Source organism: Occultella kanbiaonis (assembly GCF_009708215.1).
GTDB lineage: Bacteria > Actinomycetota > Actinomycetes > Actinomycetales > Beutenbergiaceae > Occultella > Occultella kanbiaonis.
This window is the reverse complement of sequence record NZ_CP046175.1, coordinates 5,329,870-5,356,199: the sequence shown is the minus strand read 5'-3', so window position 1 is coordinate 5,356,199 and position 26,330 is coordinate 5,329,870. Positions and strand designations below refer to the sequence as shown.

Sequence of the window (26,330 nt, the reverse complement as noted above, 5' to 3'; positions counted from 1 at the left end):
ATGCGGGTCGACGAGTGGTCGGAGGTGCCGCCGGTCAGGCCGGCGCGGCGGCGCTCTCGTAGAGCCGGCGGGCGAGCGCGAGGTCACGGGCCACGACCTCGATGAGCGGGCCGTCGGGCTCGGTGTACTGGGCGCTCAGGCAGACCGGTCCGGCGTAGTTGCGGGCACGCAGCTGGGTCATCACGGTCGACCAGTCGGACAACCCGTCTGCGCCCTCCACGAACCACGAGCGCCACTGCGTCCGGGTTCGGCCGGCGGACTCATGACCCGGCTCGGGCGGGAGCTGCCGGTAGACCGCGTTCTTCAGGTTCACGATGTCCAGCCGCGGCGCCGCGATCTCCAGGGTGAGCGTCGGGTCGTCGCCGGCGAGTGCGTCGTGCGCGGCGTCCCAGATCAGGGTGAAGTCCGCGTGCGGAAGCCCGTCGAGCAGGTCCAGCACCTGGGCGGTGGACGCCACGTACCGGCCATGGTGCGGTTGGACGCCCACCTTCACGCCGTACTGTCGGGCCCACCGGGCCGACTGCTGCAGCTGGGCCCGGAACCGGGCCACCGACGCGATGTAGCCGTCCGCCTCGATGGGCGCCATCACCCGGATGGTCGGCACACCGGAGGCCTGGCAGGCCGCGAACGTCGGTTCCGTCAGGTCGGCGGCGACGCTGATCGGGACCACGCCGGAGTCGTTGAGCTGAGCCACGAACTCGGGCAGGCGCGCCTCGACCCGCTGTGGGGTGACGAAGCTGTTCGGTCGCACCGGGATCTCGACCCCGGCGAATCCGATCTCCGAGACGAGGCTGCCGAGCTGTGCTCCGGAGAGGTCGGCCCAGGGCTTGGCGAAGACCGACCAGGTGACCCGGTCCCGGGACAGCACGCCCGCCTGGTGGTCCGCGGGGGCCACGGCTGCGTGTCCATGCTGTGTCATCGCCATCAGTCCTGTTCTCCGTAGTTCAAGGGCCGCGCCAGCGCGCGGATCCGGTCCTCGTCGACCTCGATGCCAAGCCCCGGACCGTTCGGGACCTGCGCCACGCCGTCGGTGATCTGCAACCCGTCCACGAACAGTTCGGCGAGCAGCTCCGGGCCGTTCAGCTCGGCGGGCAGCGCCAGGTCGACGAGGCTGAACAGGTGCAGGGCGGCCGCGAACCCGATCCCGCAGTCGGTGAGGCCGCTCGCGAGCACCTCGAGTCCGTGCGCCTCGGCCACCGCCACCGTGCGTTGTGCCGCGCGTAGGCCGCCCGACTTGCAGACCTTCACCACGACCAGGTCGGCGAGGTCGAGCGTGGCGCTCCGGGCGAGGTCGGCGCTGCTGAAGCTGCCTTCGTCGATGGCGATGGGAAGGTCGACCATCTCCCGCACCCGTCTCATCCCGCCCCAGTCCACGCTCGGGACCGGTTGCTCGAGGCAGTACAGGTGTGGCACGTCCGCGATCCGCTCGAGGAGCTGTCGCACGGCCGACGGTCGATATGACTGGTTCGCGTCCAGCCAGATGGGCTTGCCGCCGGCGTGGTCGGCGACGGTGCGCACCGCGGCCGCGTCCGCGTCGATGTCGCCGGAGATCTTCACCTTGAACGCGTGCATCGCGCCGGACTCGAGCACCCGGTCGCGGATCACGTCGAGCGGGTCCACGCCGATCGCGGAGCACAGTGGCAGTTCCGTACGGGTGGCCCCGCCGAGCAGGGCATGCACCGGCAGCCCGAGGACCCGGCCGGCCAGGTCGTGCAGGGCGATGTCCACGGCGGCGCGGGCGAACGGGAAGCCGCTGGAGACCGACGGGCTCAGGAGTGCGCTCGCGCGCCGGTGGAACGCCTCCACCTGGGTAGGGTCGGTGCCGATGAGCAGGGGCGTCAGGTACCGGCGGACGATCACCGCCATCGTCTCGATGGTCTCGTGGCTCCAGCTCGGGAGGGCGCGTTGCTCGCCCCAACCCACCTGTCCGTCGTCAGCCGTGATCCTGACGAACAGCACGTCCCCGTCCTGGTGCGCCGAACCGACCGACCCGCTGCCCAGCACGAACCGGTGCTTGAAGGGCACCGGCACGGCGAACACCTCCACGGCGGCGATCCGGCTGCTGACCCGCGGAGCACCGGCGCGGGGAGCCGTCTGCACGGCGCTCACGCGCTCACTGCCAGACGCTCGGGGTCGACGAACGAGGCGCCCCGGGTGCCGTCCCGGAGCCACGCGGTGACGTCCGCCATGACGAATGCGGTCAGGTCCGCGTGCCCCTGGACGGTGTCCCCGGCGACGTGCGGGGTGAGGAGCACGTTCGGCGCCGTCAACAGCTCGGCGGAGAGCGTCGGTGGCTCGACCTCGAAAACGTCGAGGGCGGCGAGGATCCGGCCCTCGCGGATCGCCTCGGTGACGGCGGGGCCGTCCAGCGTCGCGGCGCGCGCGGAGTTGATCAGGACCGTGCCGGGACGGATCGCGCCGATGAGGTCCGCGCCGATGAGGCCCGCGGTCTCCGGTGTGCTCGGCACGTGGATGGAGATGACGTCGGCGCCCATCACCTCCAGCAGGGACACCTGGCGCACCCCCAGCTCGGCCGCCCGCTCGGCGCTGAGGTACGGGTCGTAGACGCACAGGTCGACGGCGAACGGCTTGAGGAGCCGGATCAGGGCGCGCGCCGTGGAGCTCGCGCCGACCAGTGCGACGGTGCGCCCGGTCAGTTCCGAGCCACGCAGCTGCGGCTGCTTCCACCCGCCGCGCCGGATGGCCTGATCGAGCTCGGGCAGCCGGCGCAGCAGGGTCAGGATCGCGCCGAGGCAGTACTCACCGACCGAGAGGGCGATCCGCTCGCCGGCCGAGAACACGGCCGTGCCGGCCGCCATCGCATCGGCGTCGATCAGGCGCTTCACCGACCCGGCCGCGTGGGCCACCACCTTCGGGGCGCCGGCCGCGGTCAGGAGTGCCGTGTCCAGGTGCGGCGTGCCCCAACTGGTGAGCACCACGTCCGCGCCGGTGACGAGCTCGGCGACCTCGGCGGAGCCGAGTTCCTCGCCACCCCAGCGCACGGCGAACGTGGACTCCAGCCACTCACGCGTCGCCGGTGCGCAGACGTCCTCGGCTCGGGCAGGGGTCATCACGGCAGAAAGGCTGATCACGCAGATCTCCTAGGTCAGAACGGGGGTGGCGACTGAATGGAGGTTAAGCGCTCGTCGTGATACTCGTCCAAGGCCGTTTTCGCATCGCTTGATACCTTTCCCGCATGATGTATTCGTTGGCTCAACTGCGCGGGTTCGTCGCGGTGGCCGAGCACGGCCACTTCGGTCGCGCGGCGCAGGCCCTGCTGATGAGCCAGCCGCCACTGAGCCGGCAGATCCAGGCGTTGGAGCGTGCGGTCGGGGTGTCCCTGTTCGACCGCGGTCCGCGTGGCGTGCAGCTGACCGTGGCCGGCCAGGTGTTCCTGCGCGACGCCCGCCGCATCCTCTCCCTCGCCGACGGTGCACCGGAGACCGCGAGGCGGGTGGCAGCCGGCCAGGCCGGCCGGATCCAGGTCGCCTTCATCAGCGCCGCGGCACTGAGCATCCTGGAACCGTTGCTCACCGAGATCAGTTTCGAGCTCGCGCAGCTGGAGGTCGCCCTGGTCGAGCTCAGCGGGGCCGAACAGCTCCAGGCGCTCGCCGACGGCCGGATCGACCTCGGCCTGGTGCGCCCGCCGGTGCCGACCGAGGAGCTCGAGGCCCAACCCGTCCACGCCGAGCCGTTGATCGTGGCGCTCCCCGACGGCCATCACCTCGCTCAGACCGGTGGGCCGATCGCCCCGGCGGATCTCATCGACGAGCCCATCCTCGAGTACGCCGAGGACGGCACGCACTACCTGCACGACCTCTGCGTGCGGCTGCTGGGAAGCGAGAACTTCGTGGCCGCGCAACGCGTCTCCCAGCTCTCCACGGCGCTCGCCCTGGTGCGGGCCCGCCGCGGTGTCGCCGTGGTGCCTCGATCCGCGGCCGCCATGAGTTTCGACGGCGTGATCTATCGGGATGTGGTGGGGCCCTCGCCGCAGGTCTCGCTGCACGCCTGCTGGCGCCGGGACACGATGAACCCCGCGCTCATCAACGTGATCGCCTACCTGCGGGCACGGTTGCAGCCCTGATCGCCACAGGGCCTGGCTGACGGTGGTCCTTGGCATACTCGCACGCATGCTCACGCGCCGGGACCTCGCCCTGCTCCGCCTCCTCGCGCAGCGCCTCGCCGGGCCGCGCCCGGCGAGGCCCGCGGACGCGGTGCGTCACCTCGGCGCGGCGCAGGCGCAGGACCTCCCGGGTGCACTCACGTCCATCGCACTACGGGTCGACGGCGGAACTCGCCAGGCCGTGGCGGCCGCCCTGGCCGCGGGGGAGGTGGTCCGCTCGTGGCCGATGCGCGGAACGCTGCACCTGGTGCCGGCCGAGGACCTCGGCTGGATGCTGGACATCACGGGCCCGCGGATGATCGCCGGCGCCACCCGCCGTCGCACCGAACTGGGCATCACCGACGCCGTCCTGGACAAGGCCCGGGAGGTGGCCCTCGGCGCGCTCGCGGATGAGCCCGCACGGCCGGCGCGCCTCACTCCGGCGGACGGCGAGGCGACCACACCCCCAGCGGGCCTGCGCCGCGCGGACCTGTTCGGGCTCTGGGACGCGGCGGGCCTGCTGGTGCAGTCACAGACGGCGGTGCACCTGCTCGGCCAACTCTGCCAGGAGACCACGCTCGTCCTCGGGCCGATGTCCGGCACCGAGCAGCTCGTGGTCGGCTACCGGCACTGGATCCCCGAGCCGGTGCGTCTCGACCCGCGACCAGGGCCTGGCCGAGTGGGCCCGCCGGTACCTGCGCAGCCACGGCCCGGCCACCGACCGGGACCTGGCCCGCTGGGCCTCGCTCACCCTCACCGAGGCCCGGGCCGGGGTGGCCGCCGTCCGCAGCGAGTTCACCGCCGTCGACATCGACGGCACCGAGCACCTGATGGACCCGGCGCTGCCGGACCTGCTCGCCGACCACGGCGCCGACGCACGCCGGCTGCGGCTGCTGCCCGGGTTCGACGAGTTCGTGCTGGGTTACGCCGACCGCACGTTCACCGTGCCGAAGGAGTTCGAGGACCGGATCGTGCCCGGCGGCAACGGCATGTTCCGGTCCACCGTGGTCAGGGGCGGCCAGGTGATCGCCACCTGGAAGCGTGCCGGCACCGGCGCGAAGGCGGGGATCGACCCGGAGCCGTTCGGCTCGCTCGGCGCGCGGGACCTCGCCACCATCCAGCGTCGCTTCGCCGAACTGCCCTGACCGCCCGGCGGACGCTGCAGTCCGAACCGGACGCGACGCGATGCGCAGGAGCGAGTCACTTCACCGGCAGCACCGGATCGATTCGGCGCCGACGGAACAGTCCAAAGGCTCCGGTCATTCTCGGGAAGGTGCCGAACTCGCGCCAGTCGACCGGTCGGGTCGCCATGGCCAGGATCGTTGCCAGCACCAGGTGCAGCGGTGCCGAGACGCTCTCGACGAACGGGTCCTGGCTCGCCAGGTGCGTCACGAATCCCCCCGCCGTGATCATCATCAACAGGCTCGCCCCCAGGAACCGAAGCCGCGGGAACAGGAGCGCCACGGCGGCAACCAGCTCTCCGATGCCAACTGGGAACCTGAACCACGCCGGATAGCCCCAGTTCTCGAACTTGACCGAGTACGGCGGCCCGAAGAAGGTCTCGCCCGGCATGAACTTGGTGACTGCGCCGGCGGTGAAGGAAACGACCAACCAGACGATCAGGGCCACGAGTAGCCGGTCGCGCCACCTGGCGACCGACGGTGTTGTGGCTGGGGTGGATGTCATGCAAAACACGCTAGCCACGCCCGTGCCGCCCGGGCTTCTCCATTCCTGATCATCGGCTGGGATCGGTAGGCCGGCCGGCAGGGAGACGCTGACCTCATGAGAAGCCTCCTCGGTTTGGTGCGGACGCTCGCGATCATCGCGGCAGGGTGCGGCGCGGTCACGTTGCTCGCCGCTCCGATGCTCCTGATCGTCGGCAGCAACGACTTCCGGCAGGGCACCACCGAGATCGAGGGTGGTGAGGGCTCGCTGGTGACCCTGCTCACGAACGACTACCTCGGCGGGAGCGGCTGCACCTACGACGGTGCCCTGACCCAGGTGGAGACGCTCTCCTCGGGCAGCTACGAGATCAACGGGGTGCCGTTCTTCGCGCAGGCCACGCTGGAGGTGACCGGCTCCGGCGGCGCCTCGATCGCCTGCGAGCCCGGGCTCCTCTACTACGTCTCGCCGACGCCGTCGTGGCTGGCCGGACCGGTGCGCGCACTGTCCGGGCTGGGGCCGGCCGGCCCGATCATCACGATCGGGCTCGGCATCGCGGTCGCGTTCGTGACCGGACTGGTGCGGTCGATGCTCGCCGAACCGAAGCAACGTCGGCCCGGGCCGCGGCCGGGTCCGCCGACCGGAGGCGACCCGGGCTGGTCCGCCCGACCGGATCTGCCGGAGCCACCGGGGCTCAGGCCGGGGGAGTACCGAGCGCGCTGAGCCGGCCGGTGAGCAGGTCGACCTCGGCGGCGTTCTCGGTCAGGTCGATGGCCCGGCGCAACGCAGCGGCCGCCTCGCCGGTCCGCCCCAGGTCGGTCAGGAACTGTGCCCGGGTCGCGTGGAGCAGGTGGTAGCCGTCCAGGCCCGCACCGCCGATGCCGTCCACCTCCGCCAGGGCGGGTCCCGGCCCGGCCACCTGCGCGAGGGCGACGGCCCGGTTCAGCCGCACCACCGCCGTCGGGCTCATCGCGAGCAGCCGGTCGTAGAGGGCGAGGACCTGGAACCAGTCGGTGTCGGCGTGGGTGGCCGCGTCGCTGTGCACCGCGTTGATCGCGGCCTGCACCTGGTAGGGCCCCGGTGCGCCACGGCGCAGGCACGCGCGCACGAGGTCCTGGCCCTCGGCGATCAGTTCGGTGTCCCAGCGCCCGCGATGCTGATCCGCCAGGGCCACGAACTGCCCGTCGGGTCCGGTGCGGGCCGCACGCCGGGACTCGGTGAGCAGCATCAGGGCGAGCAGGCCGCGCGCCTCCGGCTCGTCCGGCATCAGGTCGACGAGCACCCGGCCGAGCCTGATCGCCTCCGCGCACAGGTCGGCACGGATCAGGTCCTCGCCGGCGGAGGCGGTGTAGCCCTCGTTGAAGATCAGGTAGACGACCGCGAGCACGGACGTCAGCCGGTCCGGCAGGTCGTGGTCCTCGGGCACCCGGTACGGGATGTTCGCGGCCGTGATCTTGCGCTTGGCCCGCACGATCCGTTGCGCCATCGTGGCCTCGGGCACCAGGAACGCCCGCGCGATCTCCGGCGTGGTGAGCCCTCCGAGCGTCCGCAGCGTCAACGCCACGCGTGCGGCCGGCGCGATGGCGGGGTGGCAGCACGTGAAGATCATCCGGAGCTGGTCGTCCCTCACCGGACCCACCGGCTCGGGTTCGTCGCGGGCATGCAGGAGCGCAGCCTCGGCGTACTTGTCATGGCTCCTCGCCTCCCGTCGGAGCCGGTCGATGGCCCGGTTGCGTGCGGTCACCACGATCCACGCCCCCGGGTTCGGTGGTGTCCCGTCCCGGGGCCACTTCTCGACGGCGGCGATGAAGGCGTCCTGCACCGCATCCTCGGCGAGCGAGAGATCGCCGAGGATGCGGGTCAGGGTGGCCACGCACCGTCCGTGCTCCTCACGGAACACCCGCCCGACGGCGGCGGTCGCGTCAGTGGTCATCGCTGGCTCATCGCCGGCTCATCGCCGGCTCACTCGGTCGGTTCCGCCTGGAACGGACGGACCTCGACGGGCGAGAAGCAGGCCTTCGAGGCCTGGTCGGCGTAGGCCAGGGCCGCGTCCAGGTCCGGGGCCTCGATCACCCAGAAGCCGCCGAGCTGTTCCTTGGTCTCCAGGAACGGGCCGTCGGTGACCACCGCGTCGCCCTGGGTGCTGTCGACCTTGGTGGCGGTGCTGGACGGCTCGAGTCCGCCGCCGAACACCCAGGCCCCTGCCTGCTGGAGCGAGTCGTTGAAGGCGCCCACCTGGGCGTAGGCCTCCTCGAGGCCCTCCGCGGGGATGTCGGCCATCTCCTGGTCGGTGCTCCAGATGGAGAGCAGGTACTGCGTCATGTCGGTTCCTCCTGTTCGGGGCGGGTCCCTCTGATCCGCCTCTCATCCCTGCTACGAACGACGGATGCCCGGATCGACACCCTCGCCGAGATTTTTTCGGAGCTTCTCGAGGCCCTCGAGAAGCTCAGGTGACGAACGCCTCCCGGGCCGCCCCGAGGTACGCGGCGAGCCGGTCCGCCGCGGTCTCGACCGCCGCCGTCTGGTCCGGCGTGAGGCTGGTGGCGAGGTTCAACTCGATCCGCGCGACGCCGCGGCCCGGTGCCCGCTTCCAGGTGCCCGCATTGAGCCCGTCGACCAGCACCGTGGAGGCGTACGGGTCGATCCACGGGTCTGCGTCCGGACCGCGCGGATGGCCCTGCGCGACGGGGAAGCCCAGTGCCGGGTAGGTGAGCGTGGCCTCGTCGTAGGTCGGCAGCAGGTGCGCCCGGGGCGCGCCCGGTGCGGTCCGGGCCGGGACCGCGGGATCGAGCCAGAGCGCGGTCCCGTCCACCTCCACCCGCTCCAACCGGTCACCGACGAGTTCGAGCCCGCGCCGCACGTCCGCCTGGGTCAGCGCCGCCCACCGGGTCAGGTCCTTGATCGACGCCGGCCCGTGGCCGGCGAAGAACCGGTGCACGAGGCGGGCTACGGCCTCGTCCCGGTCGAGCGCCGGCTCCGGCGGCAGGTTCTCGTCCACCAGCACGTATGTGTGCTGGGCGCCCTTCATCGGTCCGCTGACGATCACCCCGTGCAGTTCGTTCATCAGGTGCAGGTCCCCGAGCGGCTGGCCCTTGTGCGGTAGGCCGGCGGCTTCCAGGTGTGGGGCGATCTCCCGGCGGGTCAACGCCGTGCGGCCCGCCAGGACCTTCCGGAACACGTCCGCACCCCGAGCCGCCACGTCCTCGTCCAGGCCGAGACCGGCGAAGTGGCCGCGCATCGACGAGAGCACCTTCGGCGAGGTCAGTGCGAGGATCCAGCGCAGGTCCTGCGGCGCGACGAAGTGCCAGGTGGGGCGCAGGATGTGGGTGCGCAGGAAGCGTCCCTCATCGAACGCGGCCCGCACCCTGTCATCGGTCCCGCCCCGGGTGCGCATGCCGACCGACCACATCGCGTTCGGGGCCTCCTGCGACTGCACGCAGGTCAGCAGCCGGACCGCATCCTCGGGCTCGGGCAGGCCGGACGAGGTCAGCCGCTGCGCGGCCATCCGACGGCGCAGCACCCACTCCCTCGTGATCCCCATTGCGGGCAACTATTCCCCACTCCGGCCGGTCGCGGGAGTGCACGACGGGCAGCCGCTGAGGCCGAGCGCGCAGGCGGTCTCACATCGTGGACGATTCTGGTCTCGTCGTCACGCGCGCCGCTGACCCGTGCACGATGGCCGGCGGACCAGATCCCCGGGGTGCCGGCGTTCCCACGCCGACCGTAGCGGGAGGTCCCGGCGTCCCCGTCCCGATCCGAAAGGCTCCCGTCGTCATGTCCACGACCACACCGGACCAGCAGGCCAAGCGCCGCCTCCGGTTCCCGTCCTTCAGTGCGCAGATCATCATCGCCCTCGTCCTCGGCGTCGGACTCGGCTGGCTCGCGCTGACCATCGGCCCGGTCGTCGACGCCGAGGGCGAGGAGGCGCCGAACTGGCTCACCGAGACCCTCAGTACGATCGGTTCCTCGTTCGTGACCCTGCTGCGCGCCATCGTGCCGCCGCTGGTGTTCACCGCGATCGTCGCCTCCATCGCCAACCTGCGCAAGGTCACGAACGCGGCCCGGCTGGCCGGGCAGACCCTGCTCTGGTTCGCCATCACCGCGCTGATCTCCGTGGCCATCGGCATCGGCCTCGGCCTCGTGCTGCGGCCCGGCGAGAACACCTCGATCGGCGCCGACGCCGCGGAGGATCCGGGCCGGACCGGTAGCTGGCTCGACTTCCTCACCGGCCTCATCCCCGGCAACGTGCTCGGGCTGGGTGCCTCGGCCGGTGGCGACGGCTCGATCGCTATCAACTTCAACGTGCTTCAGATCGTGGTCGTCTCCCTCGTGGTCGGTCTCGCGGCGCTGCGCACCGGCAGCAAGGCGGAGCCGTTCCTGACCTTCAACGCCTCCGCCCTCGCGATCGTCCAGAAGGTGCTCTGGTGGATCATCCGCCTCGCCCCGCTCGGCACCCTCGGGCTCATCGGCCGCGCCATCGCGACCTACGGCTGGGACCTGCTCGCCCCGCTCGGCACGTTCACCGTGGCCATCTACCTGGGCCTGGCACTCGTGCTGTTCGCGCTCTACCCGATCCTGCTGCGCGCCAACGGGCTGCCCGTGCTGCGCTACTTCCGCGGCGCCTGGCCCGCCATCCAGCTCGGGTTCGTCTCCCGCTCCTCGATCGGGACCCTGCCGGTCACCGAGCGCGTCACCGAGCGCAACCTGGGCGTGCCCCGCGAGTACGCGTCCTTCGCCGTGCCGCTCGGCGCGACCACGAAGATGGACGGCTGCGCGGCGATCTACCCGGCCGTCGCGGCGATCTTCGTGGCGCAGTTCTACGGCATCGACCTCTCCGTCACGGACTACCTGCTCATCGCGTTCGTCTCCGTGGTCGGGTCGGCCGCGACCGCGGGCCTCACCGGCGCACTGGTGATGCTGACGCTCACGCTGTCCACGCTCGGGCTGCCGCTCGCCGGGGTCGGACTGCTTCTCGCGATCGACCCGATCCTGGACATGGGCCGGACCGCGGTGAACGTCGCGGGCCAGGTGCTCGTGCCCACGATCGTGGCCAAGCGGGAGGGCATCCTCGACCTAGACCAGTACCACCGGGCGGACGCCGAGGACCTGTTCACCGAGGACGACGACGCGGCGACCCCTGAGCCGGAGCTCGTCGGGTCCCGCTGACCCTGCGCCGGGCCGGTCGGGTGAGGTCCCGACCGGCCCGACACGGGCATCAGCCTCGACCGCTGACCAGGCGACGGCGGGCGATCAGAGCTGCGCCGCCGAGCAGCACGGCGGCGAGCGCGCTGAGGGCGAGTCCCGCGACGCCGGGGTCGACGCCGGTCGCGGCCAGTCCCTCTCCACCGGGACCGGCGCCCGGGACGCTGAGCCCGCCGTCGGCTGACACGATCTCCAGTTCGACCCAGCCCATCAACGTGCCGTCCTCGGCCTGGACCACGATCCGGTGCTGACCCACCACCGCGTCGGCGGGGATGGTCACCCGGAGGATGTCATCGGCGCTCACGGTCACGGTGCCGAGCAGCACCGGGTCGGACAGCAGCCACACGTGCACGGTCGCACCGGCCGCCCCCGGAACGGCGAACGTCACCGTCTCGCCGGGCTCCGCCGTCGCGGGACCCGTGACTCCGCCGCGGGTCCGGTCGGTGAGTTCGTCCACCGACGGTGCCGTCGGGCCCGAGGGCTCGGGGTCCGTGGGGTCGGTCGGACCGGGCTCGCCCGGGCCGGCCGGCTCGCACACGCCGCCGTCGGCCACCCGCAGGGAGACGCCGTCGTGCGCGGTGTCGGAGATCCACAGGGTCGTCGGTGCGGCGTTCGGGTCGGCGGCGCACCACGCGAAGGCGAGGCCCTCGTTGGTGTACGACGGGTTCATCCCGGTCGGCGCATGGTGGTCCACCTGCCAGGTGAGCACGCCGTCGTCGAAGGCGAACACCGAACTGCGGTTCTCGCACGCCTCGTCGCACAGCCCCCAGAGTTCGTTGCCCCCGGCGCGCCAGTCCAGGCCCATCAGCACCGGCACCGACTCGGTCGTTGCCGCCGTCTGCAGCAGCGTCGTGGCACCGTCCGCCTCGAGCACCACCAGGTGCACCGCGCCGGTCTGCTCCACGGCCACTGCGAAGATCCCGCCGAAGTGCTCGTCGTAGGCGGCCGGGTCGTAGCTCGCGCCGGTGGCGTCCCGGACTCCGAGCCTGGTGGCGTCGGCGTCGGAGATCCACTCGATCCCCTCCAGGCCCGCGTTCGCGCCGAGCGCCCCGGTGATCGAGGTGAGGTTCCACTCGTGGGTGGTGCTGGCCGCGCCCTCGGCGCCGAGCTCGACCCGGAGCACCGACGGCCGGCTGGTGCCGCTCGCGGTGTTGTCACGCTCGGTGGAGAGGAAGATCGCGCCGTCGCCGGCCACGGTGATGCCCTCGGAGTCGGGCTGACCCGCGCCGCCGGGGTAGGTCGGGATCCAGGACTGCGCGATGGTGTACAGGCCACCGGCGGTGTCGGGCGCGGTGAGCTCGAAGATCTCGCCGTTGTCGTTGTTGACGGCGTAGACGGTGCCGTCGGTGGCGATGTCCAGGCCGGACATGTCCTCGCCCCAGGTGCCCGGGGCGACGGCGTCGCGGACGTCGTTCCCGAACGGCCACGGGGAGGCGACGACCTCGGGGCCGGGGGTCTCCTCGCAGGCGTTCACGAGTTCGAAGGTGCCTTCGGAGGTGTCCCCGAACTGGCCGGTCAGGTCCGGGCACCGGCCGATGGTGGCCGGCGCATGGGTCTGCCAGGCCACAGAGGCGACCACGGTCCCGGTCGCGTCCCGCAGGGTGACGCTGTCCTCGCCGCCGAGGCCGAAGTGCGGTTCGGTGAGGATGCCGAGGTACCCGCCGGACTCGATGGTGCCCGCCAGGACGATCGGGTCGTGCGTCGGGTCGCCGTCGACGAGGGTCCAGCCGGTGATGTCCGCCGTCTGTGCCTGGTCGGTGTTGGCCAGCTCCACCCAGTCGCCACGCGGGTCACCGTTCGACTCCACCTCGTTGATGACGACGGCGTAGCTGGGCTCCCGTGCGACGTTCGCCGATCCGGGGGTGGCGGCGGTGTCGACGAACGTCCCGGTGCCGTCGGGCACGCGGCCCTCGGTGAACGCGTGGTCGGTCCAGGAGTAGGAGTCCACCAGGCCGAGCCCGTCGGCGACGTAGAGCCGGATCTCGTCCGCCTTGCCCAGCCCGAAGCCGGCGTCGGTGACGTTCGTCTCGACCACGAGGAATGCGCCCGGCGCGAGCTCGGTCCCGTCCGCGATCGGGAGCGCGCTCAGGTCGTCGTCGTCGCGCAGGATCCAGCCGGACAGGTCGACCGTCTCGGGGCCGGTGTTGACCAGCTCCACCCAGTCCTCGCCGCCGTCGGGGTCGTCGGACATGACCTCGTTGACCGCGATCGTGGAGTCCGCGTCGTAGAAGTCCGGCGCCTCGCGCGCGAGGTTCGGCGCACCTGGCGTGGGCTCGGTGTCGACGAACTCACCGGTGCCGTCGGGCAGTCGGCCCTCGCTGAAAGCATGGTCCGTCCAGGCGTAGGAGTCGACGAGCGTGACGCCGTCCGCGGTGAACAGGCGGGCCTCGTCGGCACTGCCGAGACCGAAGCCGTCCGGCCCCTGGTCCGGCTCGACGACCAGGAACTCACCCGGGGCGATGGTGGCCTCCGGCAGCACCGCACCGTGGGTGTCGTCGTTGTCGCGCAGGATCCAGCCGGTCACGGTGACCGGGTCCGACCCGACGTTCGTCAGCTCGACGAAGTCGGGCGCGTCGGTGGGGCTGTTCGAGGCCACCTCGTTGATGCGGATGTCGGTCTCGGCGGCCAGCGCCGGCGTGGGGGTGGCGATCACGGCGCCGAGGCCGAGGACGGTGGTCATGGCGAGGGTGAGAGGGATGGGACGCACGGGGTCTCCTACCGGTCGGGGGCTGAGCCGATGGTGGTGGAAGCCGGCGAACGGGAGATGAACGCGGGGCAACGACTGCCGGATGACGGGCGGAACGGTCCGCCACCGCGCCGTAGGCTTTGCCAGTGAGCAACCGAATCCCTCGGGTCCGTGCGTCCGAACTGGTCGGCCGGGGCTGGCTGAACACCGGTGGCCGAGAGGTCTCCCTCGCGGACCTGCGCGGCAAGATCGTGATCCTGGACTTCTGGACCTTCTGCTGCATCAACTGCCTGCATGTCCTGGACGAGCTGCGCGAGCTCGAGGAACGGCACCGGGACACCGTCGTGATCGTCGGCGTGCACTCGCCGAAGTTCGTGCACGAGGCGGATCCGGACGCGCTCGTGGCCGCCGTGGCGCGGTACGGCGTGGCCCACCCGGTGCTCGACGATCCCGAGCTCGTGACCTGGTCCGCGTACACCGCGCGGGCCTGGCCGACGCTCGTCGTGATCGACCCGGAGGGCTACATCGTCGCGCAGATGGCGGGGGAGGGGCACGCCCCCAGCCTGGAGATCCTCCTCGGCGACCTGATCGCCGAGCACGATGCGAAGGGGACTTTGCACCGCGGCGACGGCCCCTACGTGGCGCCCGCTGCACCGTCGGGCACGTTGCGCTTTCCCGCGAAGGTGATCGAGCTGCCCGGCGGCAACCTGCTCGTCGCGGACGCCGGCCACCACAGCCTGGTCGAGCTCGAGCCCGACGGCGAGACGCTCGTGCGCAGGATCGGTTCCGGTGAGCGAGGGGCGGCCGACGGCGCCGCGCACCTCGCGCAGTTCAACGAGCCGAACGGCCTGTGCCTGGTCCCGGACGAACTGCGCGCGTGGCAGGACTTCGACGTGCTCGTCGCCGACACGGTGAACCACCTGCTCCGCGGTGTCCGGCTGTCCGACGGGCACGTCACCACGGTCGCCGGCTCCGGGCGCCCCTACCGCGTCGGCGCCCCGGACAACGCCGACGAGCCCCACGACGGCGTCGGCGCCGCCAGGCTGCCCAACCTCTCCTCGCCCTGGGACGTGGCCTGGGTGCCGCGCATCGGTGGCTTCCTCGTGGCCATGGCGGGCACCCACACGCTCTGGGAGTTCGACGACCAGCAGGATCACATCGCTCACGTCGGCGGCACCATGAACGAAGGGCTCGTGAACGGTGAGATCCGGCAGGCGTGGTTCGCGCAGCCGTCCGGGCTCGCGCCCGATGACGACGGCCGGGTCTGGGTCGCGGACGCGGAGACGTCCGCCCTACGGCTCGTGCACTTCAGCGGCGGCTTCGACGCGGACGTGAGCACCGCCGTCGGGCAGGGTCTGTTCGAGTTCGGGCACGTCGACGGGCCGGCCGCGGACGCGCTGCTGCAGCACCCGCTCGACGTGTGCGTGCTGCCCGACTCCTCCGTCGCGATCGCCGACACCTACAACGGCGCGGTGCGCCGCTACGACCCCGCGACCGAGCAGGTGACCACGCTCGCGCGGGACCTCGCCGAGCCGTCGGGGCTGCTCGTGGTCGACGGCGGGGCGCACCTCCTCGTGGTCGAGTCCACCGCGCACCGCCTCACCAGGGTGCCGCTCGGGGACGCCGGAAGGGCGCACGACGGCGGTGCGCACCACACGAAGCGGCCGGTCACCGAGGTAGGGCCTCGCCTCGAGCTCTCGGTCAGGTTCACCCCGGCACCGGGGCAGAAGCTGGACGAGCGGTTCGGGCCGTCCACGCAGGTCAGCGTGTCCGCGACGCCAACCTCGCTGTTGCGCGAGGGCGTCGGGATCTCCACGGACCTGACCCGCATGCTGACGCTCGGTCCCGGTGAGGGCGTGCTCCATGTGAGCGCCAGGGCCGCGTCCTGCGATGCCGACCCGGCCGTGGAGTTCCCCGCGTGCCACCTGGCCCAGCAGGACTGGGGGATCCCGGTGCGGACTGGCGTCGACGGCGTCGCGGAGCTGAGTCTGCCTCTGTTCGGCTGACCGCTCCGGCTGCTCGGCGCTACTCGGCCGTGCGCTCGCCGGCCGGGTGCAGCCGGCCGAGCCCGTCGAACACGGCGGCGTTCAGGTCGAAGGCCAGGCGCGCCTCGGCGACCAGGCGCTCGCGGTCCGCGCCGGTCAGCGCAAGGGCATCCATCGCGGTCCGGTAGCGCTCCTTGAACGGCGGGATCTTCTCGATCCGCTCGAAGGTGTAGAACGCCAGACCGTCCTCGGTGAGCCCGTAGTGGCGCTGCATCATCAGCTTGATCACCTGGCCGCCGGAGAGGTCGCCGAGGTAGCGGGTGTAGGCGTGCGCGAGGTAGGCGACGACGTCGTCACCGATCTCGTTGAGCCGGTCGACGTAGCGGAGCGTCTCCGGCAGGACCGTGATCGGTTCGCGGGGGTCGTGGCCGATCATGGCGGTGAGGGCCGCCAGGTCCGTGGCCAGGGCGTCACCGCGGCGAAGCTCGTCGAAGACCAGGCCGGCGCCCGCGGGACTCCGGCGGATCCGGTCCCCAGCGGCCTCGAGCGCCGCATAGATCGCGGTGTGCTGGGTCGCCAGGGCCGCGAACGCCCGCACGTCGAGGTGGCCGCCCATGAGGTTCTGGACGAAGCCGGTGGACTCGGCGCGTTCGTGCACGTCCCGGGTCGCCGAGCGCAGGAGCAGGCTTGCCGGCTCGTGGAGGTCGGCGGCGGGCTGCGTGGGGCTGAGGGTCATGATCGGGTCAACTTTCGCGACGGAGTGTCAGGAAGATGGCCCCAACATAGGTGAGGTATACCTAAGTATGCAACTCTGGCGCTTGGCAGGCAATCAGTCCGGTTCGGCGACCGGGGTGAGCAGGTACCTGCCGACCATGCCCACCGATCCCGCGAGTGAGTCCAGGTACGCCTCCTCCACGGATCCGGACCCACGCAGTTCCCAGAGCACCTCGGCGTTCGTCCAGGCCGCCTCGCGCGCCTTCGCGATGCTCCACGTGGCGATCAGGTTCGCGACGGGCGCGAAACGCCGGTCCACCTCCAGGGCGAGACCGCTCAGGAAGGACTGGCGGACCTCCTCCTGGACCGTGGCCAGGACGTCGGTGACGCGCCGGTAGTCGGCCCGCACGCCCGGGCTGTCCGGGTGGACCCCGAGCTGGCGGCAGGTGCGCACCACGGCAGGGCCGAGGTCGTGGTTGATGTGGGCGTTCATCCCGGCAAGGGCGAACTGGATGGGTGCGCGGCCGGGGTCCGCGCGCGCCGAGAACACCGGCGCCCAGGCCCGGTTCGGTGTCGACGCGGTCACGGCCTCGAGGTAGTACCCGGCGAACACGACGTCGAGCCGGGTGAGGAACTCGCGGTCGGCGAAGCGGCCGGCGCGGATCTCGTCCCCGACGAGCTCGGTGACGCGCCGGTACATGGCGTGGAACGCGCCGACGCCGTCGCCCTCGGCGAAGCCGGACGAGACCAGGTCCAGGTGGACGAGCAGGGACGCGATGTCCGGGTGCTGCCCGGCGGGCACGGGTTCGCGGCGCCGGCGGAGCAGGCGATCCTTCGCGGCGCCGACCAGGTCGGAGAACCAGCCCATGGGCCAGACGCTAGACCCGGGCTGCCGGTCCGGTCCGGCGAATGCTCAGGCGGGTTGGAGGGCGTCCTCGGGCATGCCGACCGCGCGCAGCACGAAGGACTCCGTGGCGGTGATCGCCCGCTCGCGCTCCGGTCCCGAGTCGGGGAAGGTCCGCCCGGACAGGCAGGAGTTGATCAGCGGAACGACGGCGGAGACGTCCTGGTCGGGCAGGGTGTCGTCGGCGATACCGGCCTCGAGGATCCGGCCGAGCAGTGACTCGACCTGCTTGACGTGCTCGCGCAGGCGCATCCCGGTCTCGTGCGAGACCACCGAGCGAAGGTCCGGTCCCGGTGCGAGGTGGTAGACGCGCTTGAGGTTGATCTGCTCCCGGACGTAGACCCGCAGCTGCTCCTGGGGGTCGGCCACCTGCGCGAGCGCCGCTGTCAGCTCGGCCACGAAGTGGGAGGTCTCGTGCTCGATGAACGCGATCAGCAGCGATTCCTTGTCCGGGAAGTGGTTGTAGACCGAGGTCCGGCCGACGCCTGCCGCCGCGGCGATGTCCGCCAGGCTCACCGAATCGAACCCGGATTCCGCCATCAGCCGCGACAGCGCGGCGAAGAGCTTGTTGCGCACGTGCGCGCGGTGTTCGGCGAGGGTGGATCCGATGATCTTTGGCACGCTCAGCATCATGCCACTTCGTGACAGCGGTGCCCAATCGGTCGTGAAACCGGCCTCGCGGCCCGGCTGGAGGTGGACCGGGGTGTCAGTCGACGCTGTCGAGCCGGGCGATCCCGTCGGTGACCTCCTGGACGGCGCGCACGATCGGGAGGTCCAGTTCCAGCCAGTCCACCGAGTCGAGTTCGGTCAGTGCGAGCCACCGGAGTTCGTCGTGGTCCGCGAGGGGGGCCGGATCGCCGTCGGTGATGCGCGCGAGCCAGACGCGCATCCGGTGTCCGTGCAGGATCGGCCAGTCCATGCCGTCGGACCCCACCGGGCCCGGGACGGCAGCGCCGATCGCGACCTCCACGCCGAGCTCCTCGCGCAGCTCCCGGCGCAGGGCGTCCAGGTCGTCCTCGCCCGGCTCGACCTTCCCGCCCGGGAACTCCCACTGGCCGGCGAGCGACTTCGGTGCGCTTCGCCGGGCCGCGAGGAGGCGGGTCGGGACATCGAGGTCGTCGAGGATCGCGGCTGCGACCACGAGGGAGCGAGGGGCTGGCGTCATGGGCCCATCGTATCGACCGCGCTATCCACAGACCTTGTGCACAGGTGTGTGTATCGCCGACGTTTACGCAGGTGACGCTTGTGGAGCCAGCGCGCAACGCACCGGAAACGCGTGGGTGACGAGAGGGTGACCAGACGGTGACGGGTGGGTGGTCCGGCGGTGCCGGCATCGACCGTGGTGGTCCGGTGGACCGGCGGGGAGATCGGTGCTCCAGGGACGCCCCGCGTGCGTCACCACATCCCGCCGGGCGCCGACTTATCCACAAATTTGTTCCACAGCTGTGTGCACAACCGGCGAACCCGCAGGTGAACCTGTGGAGCAACCTGTGGGTCAACTGGGGATAAAAGAAGGGTGGGTGAACCCCTTGCGAACGGTCGGTGACCTGACTAGAAATAACCCCATCGAGTTCACCGACTCGGTCGCAGAGGAGGAGCACAAGCTCACCGGATGCGGGTTCGAGATCCAAGGCGACACGCCGGGAGTGATCCCAGGCGAGTTATCGAGGAAGACGGGCCGGCGCTGATGTGGCGGAGTTCAACCGAAGCGGTCGGACCACCGGACGGGTCAACCGTACGGCGGGGCGGTAGGCGGTACTGGAAAGGCAATGATGTCCTTGCAGGCTCGGACGACGGGGAGACCTGTTATCCACAGCGCAAGGCTCGATTGCACAACCGGCAGCGCCGACTGTGCGGATCCCGGTCAGCCCGGGCCTTAGCAAGTGAGGAATCGGGGAGACCCGAACCCGAACACCGCGGGGCCAGGATGGACCTCGATCCGTACGGAGTGCGGATCCTGGGACGCTGGGGCCGTACGACCCGCGACGTGGCAGGAGCTTCGGCTCGGCGACGACGCAACCGTGTGACCCTGGGACGCTGGGGAGCCACACACCCGCATCAGCGGACTTGATACCCGAAGCAGATCCCGACGATGAACCGGCCCGCGGACTTGGTCCACAGGTCGGGGGTGTGGATGACGCCCGCATCGCACGGCCCGCATCGGGTACCTGTACAAGGGAGGCTCACTGCTCACGCAGGAGTAGCCGGCGGACTCATCCCCAGCCGCTCACCGCCCAGGTACAAGCAAGGCCCCTCGGACGCTTACTCCGAGGGGCCTTTGCTTTGCGCTTCCATGATGACGGCACCGCCGCGTGACACGTGCACCGACACACCCATCGGTGGTGAGACGTTCGCCACGAACCCGTGAGGTTCCCGCCGAAAGCCGTAGGCTGGAACCGTGATCGAACTGAAGACCCCCGCCGAGATCGAGGCGATGCGACCGGCCGGCGTGTTCGTGGCCGGTGTGCTCACGGCCCTGAAGGACGCGGCCCGCGTCGGCGTGAACCTGCTCGACCTGGACAAGCTCGCCCACGCGATGATCCGCGAGGCCGGCGCCGAGTCCTGCTACATCGACTACCACCCCTCGTTCGGGGCCAGCCCGTTCGGCAAGGTCCTGTGCACCTCGGTCAACGACGCCGTGCTGCACGGCCTCCCGCACGACTACACGCTCCGCGACGGTGACCTGGTGTCGGTGGACTTCGCGGCCAGCGTGGACGGCTGGGTCTCCGACTCGGCGCTCAGCGTGGTGGTCGGCACCCCCAAGGACGAGGACCTGCGCCTGATCGAGACCACCGAGCTGGCGCTCGCGGCCGGCATCAAGGCGGCCGCGGTCGGCAACCGGCTCGGCGACATCTCCGCCGCCATCGGTGAGGTCGCCACCGCCAACGGCTACGGCGTGAACACCGACTTCGGCGGCCACGGCGTCGGCCGCACCATGCACGGTGAGCCGCACGTGCCGAACGCGGGCCGGGGTGGCCGCGGCATGCCGCTGCGCCCGGGTCTGGTGATCGCCATCGAGCCCTGGTTCATGGCCGGCACCGACGAGATCTACACCGACCCCGACGGGTGGACCCTGCGTTCGAAGGACGGTTCCCGCGGCGCCCACAGCGAGCACACCGTGGCCATCACCGCGGACGGGCCCCTGGTTCTCACCGCCCGCAACTGACGGCACCGCCCGACTGCCGGGCGCCGGCCACGCCCCTCAATTGCCTTGCCTGGTCGGCGCCGTGACGCAACGATGGCGCCAATGAGCATGCATCCAGGCCAGGCGCCCACCGACGAGCACCTGGTCCGCCGGCTGCTCGCGACCCAGTTCCCCCGGTTGGCCGACCTGCCGATCGCCCCGGTCGACCACTACGGCACCGATCACGACATCTACCGCCTCGGCGCTGACTTCGTGGTCCGGCTGCCCCGCACGGACTGGGTCGCCGGGCAGGCGCTCACCGAATCGGTGTGGTTGCCCCGCCTCGCGCCCGTCCTACCGCTGCGGATCCCCGAGCAGATCGGTCTCGGCAGCCCGGGGGAGGGCTTCTCCTACCCGTGGTCGATCTGCACCTGGCTGCCCGGTTCGTCGAGCGCCGACGCCCGCCCCGGCGATCTCGTCCGGGCCGCCCACGACCTCGGCGCGTTCGTGACCGCGCTGCGCCGGGTCGACACGGCCGGCGCCCATCCCCGTGAGCGCGGCAGGCGGGGCGGACCGTTGGCCGAGTCCGACCACGGCTTCCGGGCCGCCGTCGCGGAGCTCGGGAGCAGGATCGACGGCCGCGCCGCACTGGCCTCCTGGGCGGAGTCCCTTGCCGCGGATGCCTGGGCGGAGCCGGAGGTCTGGATCCACGGAGACCTGCTCCCCGGCAACCTGATCGTGGTCGACGGCCGCCTGGACGCCGTCATCGACTGGGGCGCCCTCAACGTCGGCGACCCGGCCTGCGACCTGCAGCCGGCCTGGAGCGTCTTCGCCGGAGAGAGTCGGCGCGCCTACGCCGACGCGCTCGGCGCGGACGACGCATCCTGGCTGCGCGGGCGCGGCTGGGCGCTCGCCCAGGCCGTCATCGCGTTGCCCTACTACTGGGAGACCAACCCGGGCATCGTGCGCCAGTCGGCCCACGCCGTCGGGCAGGTGCTCGCCGACGGCGCGCGGCACTGACGCCCGACGGCGGAACTCGCCCGAGCGCGGTCGGCGCCCTGGTCGGTGGTGCGGCCCGCCCGGTTCAGTCCGCGAGGCGCGCCGGGAACCCGCCGGTGGCGATCGGTCCCCAGGTCTCGATCGTGATCCGGATCAGCGACTTCGCCTGCCGGCGCATCGCCTCGCGATACTCGTCCCAGTCCGGGTGCTCACCGGAGATGCACCGGAAGTACTCGACCAGCGGCTCCACGGAGTCGGGCGGGTCGATGACCTCGGCGGTGCCGTTGACCTGCACCCACGCATCCCCGAACTTCTCGGAGAGCACGCACACCGACGCCGCCGGCCGCTTGCGCAGGTTGACCGCCTTCGCCCGGTCCGGGTAGGTCGAGATCACGAGGCGGCCGCCGGTGTCCAGGCCGCACGTCGCCGGGGAGAGCTGCGGGCTGCCGTCGTCGCGGGTGGTGAGCAGGATGCCCTGGTGGCGGGTCCGGACGAAGTCCTCGAGCTCGGTGCGCGAGACGGTGGTGTTCGTGGCGATCTGGGGCACGGATTCTCCTCGGTCGGCGCGTGGTGTCGAAGCGGCCTGCGTGGCCGTCAGGATCGATCATCCCGCACTCGTGGGTCCCGACCGGCCCAGCAGGTGGTGCCCGGGGCGCCGCGAGTGTGCCCGTGGGGCCTACCGTTGGTCCGTCAGCGCGGGACCGTGCACCCAGGAGATGCCTCTCATGACCACCCTCTCGTCCCGGCCCAACTCCGCCCTTCTGGTGATCGACATGCAGAACGGCGTCGTGGCCGAGGTGCATCGGCGTGCCGAGGTGGTGGCGAACATCGGCACCCTGGTGAAGAGGGCCCGCCGCAGGAGCGTGCCCGTCGTCTGGATCCAGGACTCCGGTGCGGACACCCCCCGCGGGAGCCCGGCGTGGGAACGAGTCCCGGAACTGGTCCACGTGGACCCGGAGGCCATCATCCACAAGCGCTATCAGGACTCGTTCGAGGGCACCGGCCTGGAGCAGGCCCTCGCTGCCGCTGCGGTCGGACATGTGGTGGTGACGGGAGCCCATACCGATGCGTGCGTGCGCGCCACGATCCACGGCGCTCTCGTCCGCGGCTACGACGTGACGCTCGTCGGGGACGCCCACACCTGCGCGGACCTGAGCGCGCAGGGCGCGCCGCCGCCGGAACAGGTGATCGCCCATACCAATCTCTACTGGCGCAACCAGCGGGCTCCGGGCCGGACTGCCGACGTCGCGCGCACCGAGGACGTGACGTTCGAGGCCTGATGGGTCCTCGGGTCCGTCCCAGGGATCAGGTCAGCGGAGGGCGGGGGCCAGTTGCGTCGCCGGGGTGACCAGAGCCTCGACCTCGGCGACGTGCTCGGCCAGGTCGGCCTTGTCGACCGGCCACAGGTCCACGCCCACCTCGAGCGTCGAGCCGGACCCCGGCGTGAACACGATGCCGCGCAGCGGGGAGACGTCCCGGTAGTCCCTGCCCCAGCCGAGCACCACGTAGCGGCCGTCGATGAACTGGTCGTTCGTGGGGTCGATGTTCAGCCAGCCACCGCCGGGCAGCCAGACCGACGCCCACGCGTGCGAGGCGTCCACCCCGCGCAGCTTCTCCCGCCCCGGTGGCGGCATGGTCTCCAGGTAGCCCGACACGTACCGCGCCGCCAGGCCCATCGACCGCACGCAGCCGATCAGCAGGTGCGCGAAGTCCTGGCAGACCCCGGCGCGCCCGGCGAGCACCTCCGGCAGCGTGGTCGACACCGACGTCGCGCCCGGCCGGTAGGCGAAGTCGTCGTGGATCCGGGTGGCGAGCTCGGCCACCACCTCCGCGACCGGCCGGCTCGGTTCGAACGACGGCAGCGCGTACTCGCGCACCTCCTCGCTCAGCTCGACCATCGGCGAGGCCAGCCGGGAGTCGGCGATCGAGACCGCCGCACCCGGCCCGCCCATCGGGTCCCCGGGGGCCACCGGCCGCAGCGTCCGGACCAGTTGGGCGACCTGCTCCCACGGCACCGGGGGGAGCCGGCCCGGATCGGCACGGCGCCGCCCGGTGGAGATCACGGAGTGGCCAGTGACGCGCAGCTGCTGGTGCGGCTGCGTGACGTGGAAGTAGGTGGAGCGGTTGCCGCCCCAGTCCCTGTGCTCGGCGATCAGGTCCGCGCCGGGTTCGACCGCGAGCCCGCTCGCGTGCACCTGCTGCCCGGCGCCGCGTCGCGGCAGCAGCAGCGCCCGCCCGTAGGAGGAGGTGACCTCCTCCGGGTAGGTGTACGTGGTCGTGTGGGTCAGCCGGTAGTGCAGGTCGCCCTGGTGGGTGCGGCTCACGGCGCGCCCCCGTACGCGGCGGAACCTGCGCCGTCGGGCGCCGCCGTGTCCTGCCCGACGGCGTCGCCTGCGTCGACCTCGTCGGCTCGCGGTACCCAGGTGCCCGCCGCGTCGAGCCACTCGGCCGGCATCGGCCGGGTGAAGTGGGCCTTCGCGATCTCCGCGCCGAGCTCCTCGAGGCGCCAGCGCAGGGACTCCAGCGCCTCGGCGAGCCGGGGCCTGGCGCCGGTCTCGTCGGGTTGGACGGCGCCCGCCGGGTCGAACTCGGCGAGCAGGTCGACGAGGTCCGCGAGCAGCCCGTCCCGGGCCTGGACGCGCGCCGCCGGCGCGGGCAGCGTCGCGAACCCGGCACCGATCCGGGTGACCTGGTGGGCGAGCGAGCGCGGGTTCTTCTCGTCCAGCAGCAGCAGTTCGCAGAACGTGTCCAGGCGCGCGTGGGTCTGCCAGCGCCGCCGGTAGGTGATCACGGACTCGCTCGCGATGAGCAGGGACTCCAGCACGAGCGAGTCGACCGCCGGCTCCCGGTGCGCGGTGACCGAGGCAAGCAGCGTGCGGACCAGGTGCTGGGCGCGCTCGATCCGGCGCCCGATGTCCATCAGGGTCCAGCCGACGTCGCGCACCATCGACTCCGCGCCGATCCCGGCCAGGGCCAGCGACCCTTCGAGGGCCCGGGTCAGCACCGGGCCGAGACCGCCGTCGGAGGAACCCAGCGGTGAGCGGCGGGCGCGCTCGCGGTTCAGGGCGCGCTCGATCGACCCCATCGCGATCCAGGTGTCACCGGCCAGCTGGTCGCGCACGGCGGTCGCGGACCGGGTCATCGCGTCCACGGCGTACGCCACGGTCCCGGGCCGGGTGCCGTCGATGACGAGCTCGGACAGACTCCCGCTCGTGGTGACCTGCTCGAGCGCGGCGGTGAGCACGGCCAGCGCCCGCCCGCCGGTGCTCGCGGGGGCGAGGTTGTAGTCGTCCCACCGGTCCGTGACCGCCCGGATCAGGCGGATCGTGGCCTCGGTCCGCTCGGCGTACCGGCCGAACCAGTACAGGTCCTCCGCGGCGCCCGCGGAGATCGAGCTCGCGCCCGCCCGCCGGGGTGCGTCCGAGGTGCCGTCCCGCAGCCAGGTGTCGGTGATCGGCTGCGGCTCGGCGGACAGGATCCAGACGTCCTTGGCCACCGCCCCGAGGGTCACCCGGGCGACGGTCTGGGTGTGCTCCGGGGTGACCCGGGCCAGCGCGCCGGACATCACCTGATAGCCGCTCGGCCGGGCCACCGCGAACGTGCGCAGCACCGTGGAGCGCGGTTCGAGGGTGCCGGCGCCCACCGACGGTGTGGTCGAGGCGTCCACCGGTTCCTGGCCGACCCACCGGTGCGGTTCGGCGGAGATCCGCACGGCCAGGTCCGCGCGCTCGCCGACGCTCAGCTCCCAGCCGTTGTGCTCCGGCCCGCCGGCGTCGGTCGCCTTGAGCACGAGGCGGTCCAGGTTCGCGATCACGTGCGAGCACATGCTGCGCTCGCCGCACCAGTAGGTGACCGCCGAGCCGAGCAGGAGGTCGGTGCCGAGCAGATCGCGGCATAGCCGGGGCAGATAGGTGAGCAGCGCCGGGTTCTCGAGGACACCGCTGCCGAAGGTGTTGACCACGGTGACCGCCCCGGAGCGGGCCGCATGCACCAGTCCCGGCACCCCGAGCCGGGAGTCGCCGCGCAGGTCCAGCGGGTCGCAGAAGCTGCCGTCGACCCGCCGGATCAGCACGTCGACCGGCTCCGGCTCGTCGAGGGAGCGCAGCCAGAGCCGCCCGTCGGAGACCACCAGGTCCTCGCCCTCGACCATCGGGTAGCCGAGCATCGTGGCCAGGTAACCCTGGTCGAACGTGGTCCGCGAGTGCGGCCCGGGCGTGAGCAGTGCGACCCGCGGCGCGTCCCCGGCCGAGGGCGGCGCGACGTCATGCAGGGCCAGCCGCATGGCGTGGTAGAACGGCCCGAGCCGGCGGATCCTGGCCTGCCGGTACAGCCCGGCCAGCACCTGTGCGATGACCCGCCGGTTCTCCATCGCGTACCCCGGCCCGTTCGGCGCCTGGGTCCGGTCGGCGAGGGCCAGCCAGGAGCCGTCGGCGTTTCGGGCCAGGTCCGCCGCGTGCAGGAACAGCTGGTGCGGCCCCGGGATCGTGATGCCGTCCACGGCGCGCAGGAACCCGGGGTGGGCCAGCACGATCTCGGCCGGGATCGCACCGGAACTGAGCAGCCGGCGCTCGGAGTAGAGGTCGGTCAGGATCGCGTCCAGCAACTGCGCCCGCTGGCGCAGCGCAGCCTCGAGCCGGACCCACTCCACCTCGTCGATCAGCACCGGGAGCGGGTCGAGCAGCCACGGCCGGTCCTGCGGGTCCGCGCCGTAGCGGACGCCGTGGTCCTCCAGGAGCGAGCGCACATCGGCGCTGCGGCCGGCCAGCTGCTCCCAGGACCCGACCCCGGCGAGGTCCGCGAGCTGGTCCCACGCGGCCCGGGCGGCGCCGCTGGACTGCAGCATCTCGTCGTGCCCGGGACCTCCGGCGCGGTAGCTGGCCAGCAGATCGGTCACGGTGCGGAGCTCTCGGTCGTGGGATGGAACTCTGGAGATCCTATGCCAACAGTAAAGG

General features: G+C 71.9%; 22 protein-coding genes and 1 pseudogene. 8 read left to right on the top strand and 15 right to left on the bottom strand.

The window, feature by feature from the left end; genetic code table 11:
* Positions 1-34 precede the first annotated feature (34 nt).
* From GKS42_RS24560 to GKS42_RS24550, 3 genes are read right to left on the bottom strand one after another with little or no spacing between them, the layout of a single operon-like run.
* Positions 35-919 (bottom strand): sugar phosphate isomerase/epimerase family protein, encoded by an 885-nt coding sequence (locus GKS42_RS24560; RefSeq protein WP_154796219.1) that lies wholly within the window; start codon positions 917-919, stop codon positions 35-37.
* 5 nt (positions 920-924) lie between these two features.
* A complete protein-coding gene (locus tag GKS42_RS24555) occupies positions 925-2,109 on the bottom strand; it encodes a mandelate racemase/muconate lactonizing enzyme family protein (RefSeq protein WP_207632327.1) in 1,185 nt (394 codons plus the stop codon).
* Positions 2,106-3,092: a hydroxyacid dehydrogenase gene (locus tag GKS42_RS24550; protein WP_154796218.1), complete on the bottom strand. Its 987-nt coding sequence runs from the start codon at positions 3,090-3,092 to the stop codon at positions 2,106-2,108. Before GKS42_RS24550 ends, GKS42_RS24555 begins: the two co-directional genes overlap by 4 nt.
* Before the next feature lie 104 nt (positions 3,093-3,196).
* Here GKS42_RS24550 and GKS42_RS24545 point away from each other — a divergent pair, with 104 nt between their 5' ends.
* Together GKS42_RS24545 and GKS42_RS24540 are read left to right on the top strand one after the other, a co-directional pair.
* Positions 3,197-4,084, top strand: a complete 888-nt coding sequence (locus GKS42_RS24545) for a LysR family transcriptional regulator (protein ID WP_154796217.1) — start codon at positions 3,197-3,199, stop codon at positions 4,082-4,084.
* A gap of 46 nt (positions 4,085-4,130) precedes the next feature.
* A pseudogene (locus GKS42_RS24540) lies at positions 4,131-5,247 on the top strand (winged helix DNA-binding domain-containing protein).
* 55 nt (positions 5,248-5,302) lie between these two features.
* Here the strand turns inward: GKS42_RS24540 and GKS42_RS24535 are convergent.
* Positions 5,303-5,731 (bottom strand): DoxX family protein, encoded by a 429-nt coding sequence (locus GKS42_RS24535; protein WP_210769265.1) that lies wholly within the window; start codon positions 5,729-5,731, stop codon positions 5,303-5,305.
* 153 nt (positions 5,732-5,884) lie between these two features.
* Here GKS42_RS24535 and GKS42_RS24530 point away from each other — a divergent pair, with 153 nt between their 5' ends.
* Positions 5,885-6,487: a hypothetical protein gene (locus GKS42_RS24530; protein ID WP_154796214.1), complete on the top strand. Its 603-nt coding sequence runs from the start codon at positions 5,885-5,887 to the stop codon at positions 6,485-6,487.
* On the opposite strand, the gene GKS42_RS24525 is transcribed toward GKS42_RS24530, so the two are convergent.
* From GKS42_RS24525 to GKS42_RS24515, 3 genes are all read right to left on the bottom strand, one after another.
* The gene (locus GKS42_RS24525; RefSeq protein WP_154796213.1) at positions 6,459-7,697 is read right to left on the bottom strand and encodes an RNA polymerase sigma factor; all 1,239 of its coding nucleotides are present in this window, start codon (positions 7,695-7,697) and stop codon (positions 6,459-6,461) included. The two genes, GKS42_RS24530 and GKS42_RS24525, sit on opposite strands and share 29 nt — an antisense overlap.
* 29 nt (positions 7,698-7,726) lie before the next feature.
* Positions 7,727-8,086: a YciI family protein gene (locus tag GKS42_RS24520; RefSeq protein ID WP_154796212.1), complete on the bottom strand. Its 360-nt coding sequence runs from the start codon at positions 8,084-8,086 to the stop codon at positions 7,727-7,729.
* A gap of 124 nt (positions 8,087-8,210) precedes the next feature.
* Positions 8,211-9,305, bottom strand: coding sequence for a winged helix DNA-binding domain-containing protein (locus tag GKS42_RS24515; protein ID WP_154796211.1), 1,095 nt, complete (start codon positions 9,303-9,305; stop codon positions 8,211-8,213).
* 233 nt (positions 9,306-9,538) lie between these two features.
* Between GKS42_RS24515 and GKS42_RS24510 the strand changes: the two genes are divergently transcribed.
* Complete coding sequence (locus GKS42_RS24510; protein WP_154796210.1) at positions 9,539-10,930, top strand: dicarboxylate/amino acid:cation symporter; 1,392 nt, start codon at positions 9,539-9,541, stop codon at positions 10,928-10,930.
* A 49-nt stretch (positions 10,931-10,979) separates the two neighbouring features.
* Here GKS42_RS24510 and GKS42_RS24505 read toward each other — a convergent pair whose 3' ends face one another.
* Positions 10,980-13,673, bottom strand: coding sequence for a lamin tail domain-containing protein (locus GKS42_RS24505; protein ID WP_154796209.1), 2,694 nt, complete (start codon positions 13,671-13,673; stop codon positions 10,980-10,982).
* Between the two features lie 119 nt (positions 13,674-13,792).
* Between GKS42_RS24505 and GKS42_RS24500 the strand changes: the two genes are divergently transcribed.
* A complete protein-coding gene (locus tag GKS42_RS24500) occupies positions 13,793-15,658 on the top strand; it encodes an NHL domain-containing thioredoxin family protein (protein WP_154796208.1) in 1,866 nt (621 codons plus the stop codon).
* 19 nt (positions 15,659-15,677) lie between these two features.
* Here the strand turns inward: GKS42_RS24500 and GKS42_RS24495 are convergent, their stop codons facing one another.
* The 4 genes from GKS42_RS24495 to GKS42_RS24480 all read right to left on the bottom strand — a co-directional run bounded on the left by GKS42_RS24495 (position 15,678) and on the right by GKS42_RS24480 (position 18,420).
* Entirely contained in the window at positions 15,678-16,373 is a 696-nt protein-coding gene (locus tag GKS42_RS24495; RefSeq protein ID WP_154796207.1) for a biliverdin-producing heme oxygenase, read from the bottom strand.
* Positions 16,374-16,466: 93 nt separating this feature from the next.
* On the bottom strand, positions 16,467-17,219 hold the full coding sequence (locus GKS42_RS24490; protein WP_154796206.1) for a DUF5995 family protein: 753 nt from the start codon (positions 17,217-17,219) through the stop codon (positions 16,467-16,469).
* A gap of 45 nt (positions 17,220-17,264) precedes the next feature.
* Positions 17,265-17,876 (bottom strand): TetR/AcrR family transcriptional regulator, encoded by a 612-nt coding sequence (locus tag GKS42_RS24485; protein ID WP_154796205.1) that lies wholly within the window; start codon positions 17,874-17,876, stop codon positions 17,265-17,267.
* Between the two features lie 85 nt (positions 17,877-17,961).
* Positions 17,962-18,420: a (deoxy)nucleoside triphosphate pyrophosphohydrolase gene (locus tag GKS42_RS24480; protein WP_154796204.1), complete on the bottom strand. Its 459-nt coding sequence runs from the start codon at positions 18,418-18,420 to the stop codon at positions 17,962-17,964.
* A 1,233-nt stretch (positions 18,421-19,653) separates the two neighbouring features.
* Here GKS42_RS24480 and map point away from each other — a divergent pair.
* Together map and GKS42_RS24470 are read left to right on the top strand one after the other, a co-directional pair.
* Positions 19,654-20,421 (top strand): type I methionyl aminopeptidase, encoded by a 768-nt coding sequence (gene map / locus GKS42_RS24475; RefSeq protein WP_154796203.1) that lies wholly within the window; start codon positions 19,654-19,656, stop codon positions 20,419-20,421.
* 81 nt (positions 20,422-20,502) lie between these two features.
* Positions 20,503-21,399 (top strand): aminoglycoside phosphotransferase family protein, encoded by an 897-nt coding sequence (locus tag GKS42_RS24470; RefSeq protein WP_210769264.1) that lies wholly within the window; start codon positions 20,503-20,505, stop codon positions 21,397-21,399.
* A 64-nt stretch (positions 21,400-21,463) separates the two neighbouring features.
* On the opposite strand, the gene GKS42_RS24465 is transcribed toward GKS42_RS24470, so the two are convergent.
* Positions 21,464-21,925, bottom strand: coding sequence for a PPOX class F420-dependent oxidoreductase (locus GKS42_RS24465; RefSeq protein ID WP_154796201.1), 462 nt, complete (start codon positions 21,923-21,925; stop codon positions 21,464-21,466).
* 178 nt (positions 21,926-22,103) lie between these two features.
* Between GKS42_RS24465 and GKS42_RS24460 the strand changes: the two genes are divergently transcribed.
* The gene (locus GKS42_RS24460; protein ID WP_154796200.1) at positions 22,104-22,658 is read left to right on the top strand and encodes an isochorismatase family protein; all 555 of its coding nucleotides are present in this window, start codon (positions 22,104-22,106) and stop codon (positions 22,656-22,658) included.
* A gap of 30 nt (positions 22,659-22,688) precedes the next feature.
* Here the strand turns inward: GKS42_RS24460 and GKS42_RS24455 are convergent, their stop codons facing one another.
* A complete protein-coding gene (locus tag GKS42_RS24455) occupies positions 22,689-23,702 on the bottom strand; it encodes a transglutaminase family protein (protein WP_168217977.1) in 1,014 nt (337 codons plus the stop codon).
* Positions 23,699-26,272: a circularly permuted type 2 ATP-grasp protein gene (locus GKS42_RS24450; RefSeq protein ID WP_154796199.1), complete on the bottom strand. Its 2,574-nt coding sequence runs from the start codon at positions 26,270-26,272 to the stop codon at positions 23,699-23,701. Before GKS42_RS24450 ends, GKS42_RS24455 begins: the two co-directional genes overlap by 4 nt.
* Between the last annotated feature and the right edge of the window lie 58 nt (positions 26,273-26,330).

What these genes read in the sequence shown, in the direction of transcription:
- GKS42_RS24560 (WP_154796219.1), bottom strand. Translation starts at nt 919, where the DNA reads ATGACACAGCATGGACACGCAGCCGTGGCCCCCGCGGACCACCAGGCG.
- GKS42_RS24545 (WP_154796217.1), top strand. Translation starts at nt 3,197, where the DNA reads ATGATGTATTCGTTGGCTCAACTGCGCGGGTTCGTCGCGGTGGCCGAG.
- GKS42_RS24530 (WP_154796214.1), top strand. Translation starts at nt 5,885, where the DNA reads ATGAGAAGCCTCCTCGGTTTGGTGCGGACGCTCGCGATCATCGCGGCA.
- GKS42_RS24525 (WP_154796213.1), bottom strand. Translation starts at nt 7,697, where the DNA reads ATGACCACTGACGCGACCGCCGCCGTCGGGCGGGTGTTCCGTGAGGAG.
- GKS42_RS24520 (WP_154796212.1), bottom strand. Translation starts at nt 8,086, where the DNA reads ATGACGCAGTACCTGCTCTCCATCTGGAGCACCGACCAGGAGATGGCC.
- GKS42_RS24515 (WP_154796211.1), bottom strand. Translation starts at nt 9,305, where the DNA reads ATGGGGATCACGAGGGAGTGGGTGCTGCGCCGTCGGATGGCCGCGCAG.
- GKS42_RS24510 (WP_154796210.1), top strand. Translation starts at nt 9,539, where the DNA reads ATGTCCACGACCACACCGGACCAGCAGGCCAAGCGCCGCCTCCGGTTC.
- GKS42_RS24495 (WP_154796207.1), bottom strand. Translation starts at nt 16,373, where the DNA reads ATGACCCTCAGCCCCACGCAGCCCGCCGCCGACCTCCACGAGCCGGCA.
- GKS42_RS24490 (WP_154796206.1), bottom strand. Translation starts at nt 17,219, where the DNA reads ATGGGCTGGTTCTCCGACCTGGTCGGCGCCGCGAAGGATCGCCTGCTC.
- GKS42_RS24480 (WP_154796204.1), bottom strand. Translation starts at nt 18,420, where the DNA reads ATGACGCCAGCCCCTCGCTCCCTCGTGGTCGCAGCCGCGATCCTCGAC.
- GKS42_RS24470 (WP_210769264.1), top strand. Translation starts at nt 20,503, where the DNA reads ATGAGCATGCATCCAGGCCAGGCGCCCACCGACGAGCACCTGGTCCGC.
- GKS42_RS24460 (WP_154796200.1), top strand. Translation starts at nt 22,104, where the DNA reads ATGACCACCCTCTCGTCCCGGCCCAACTCCGCCCTTCTGGTGATCGAC.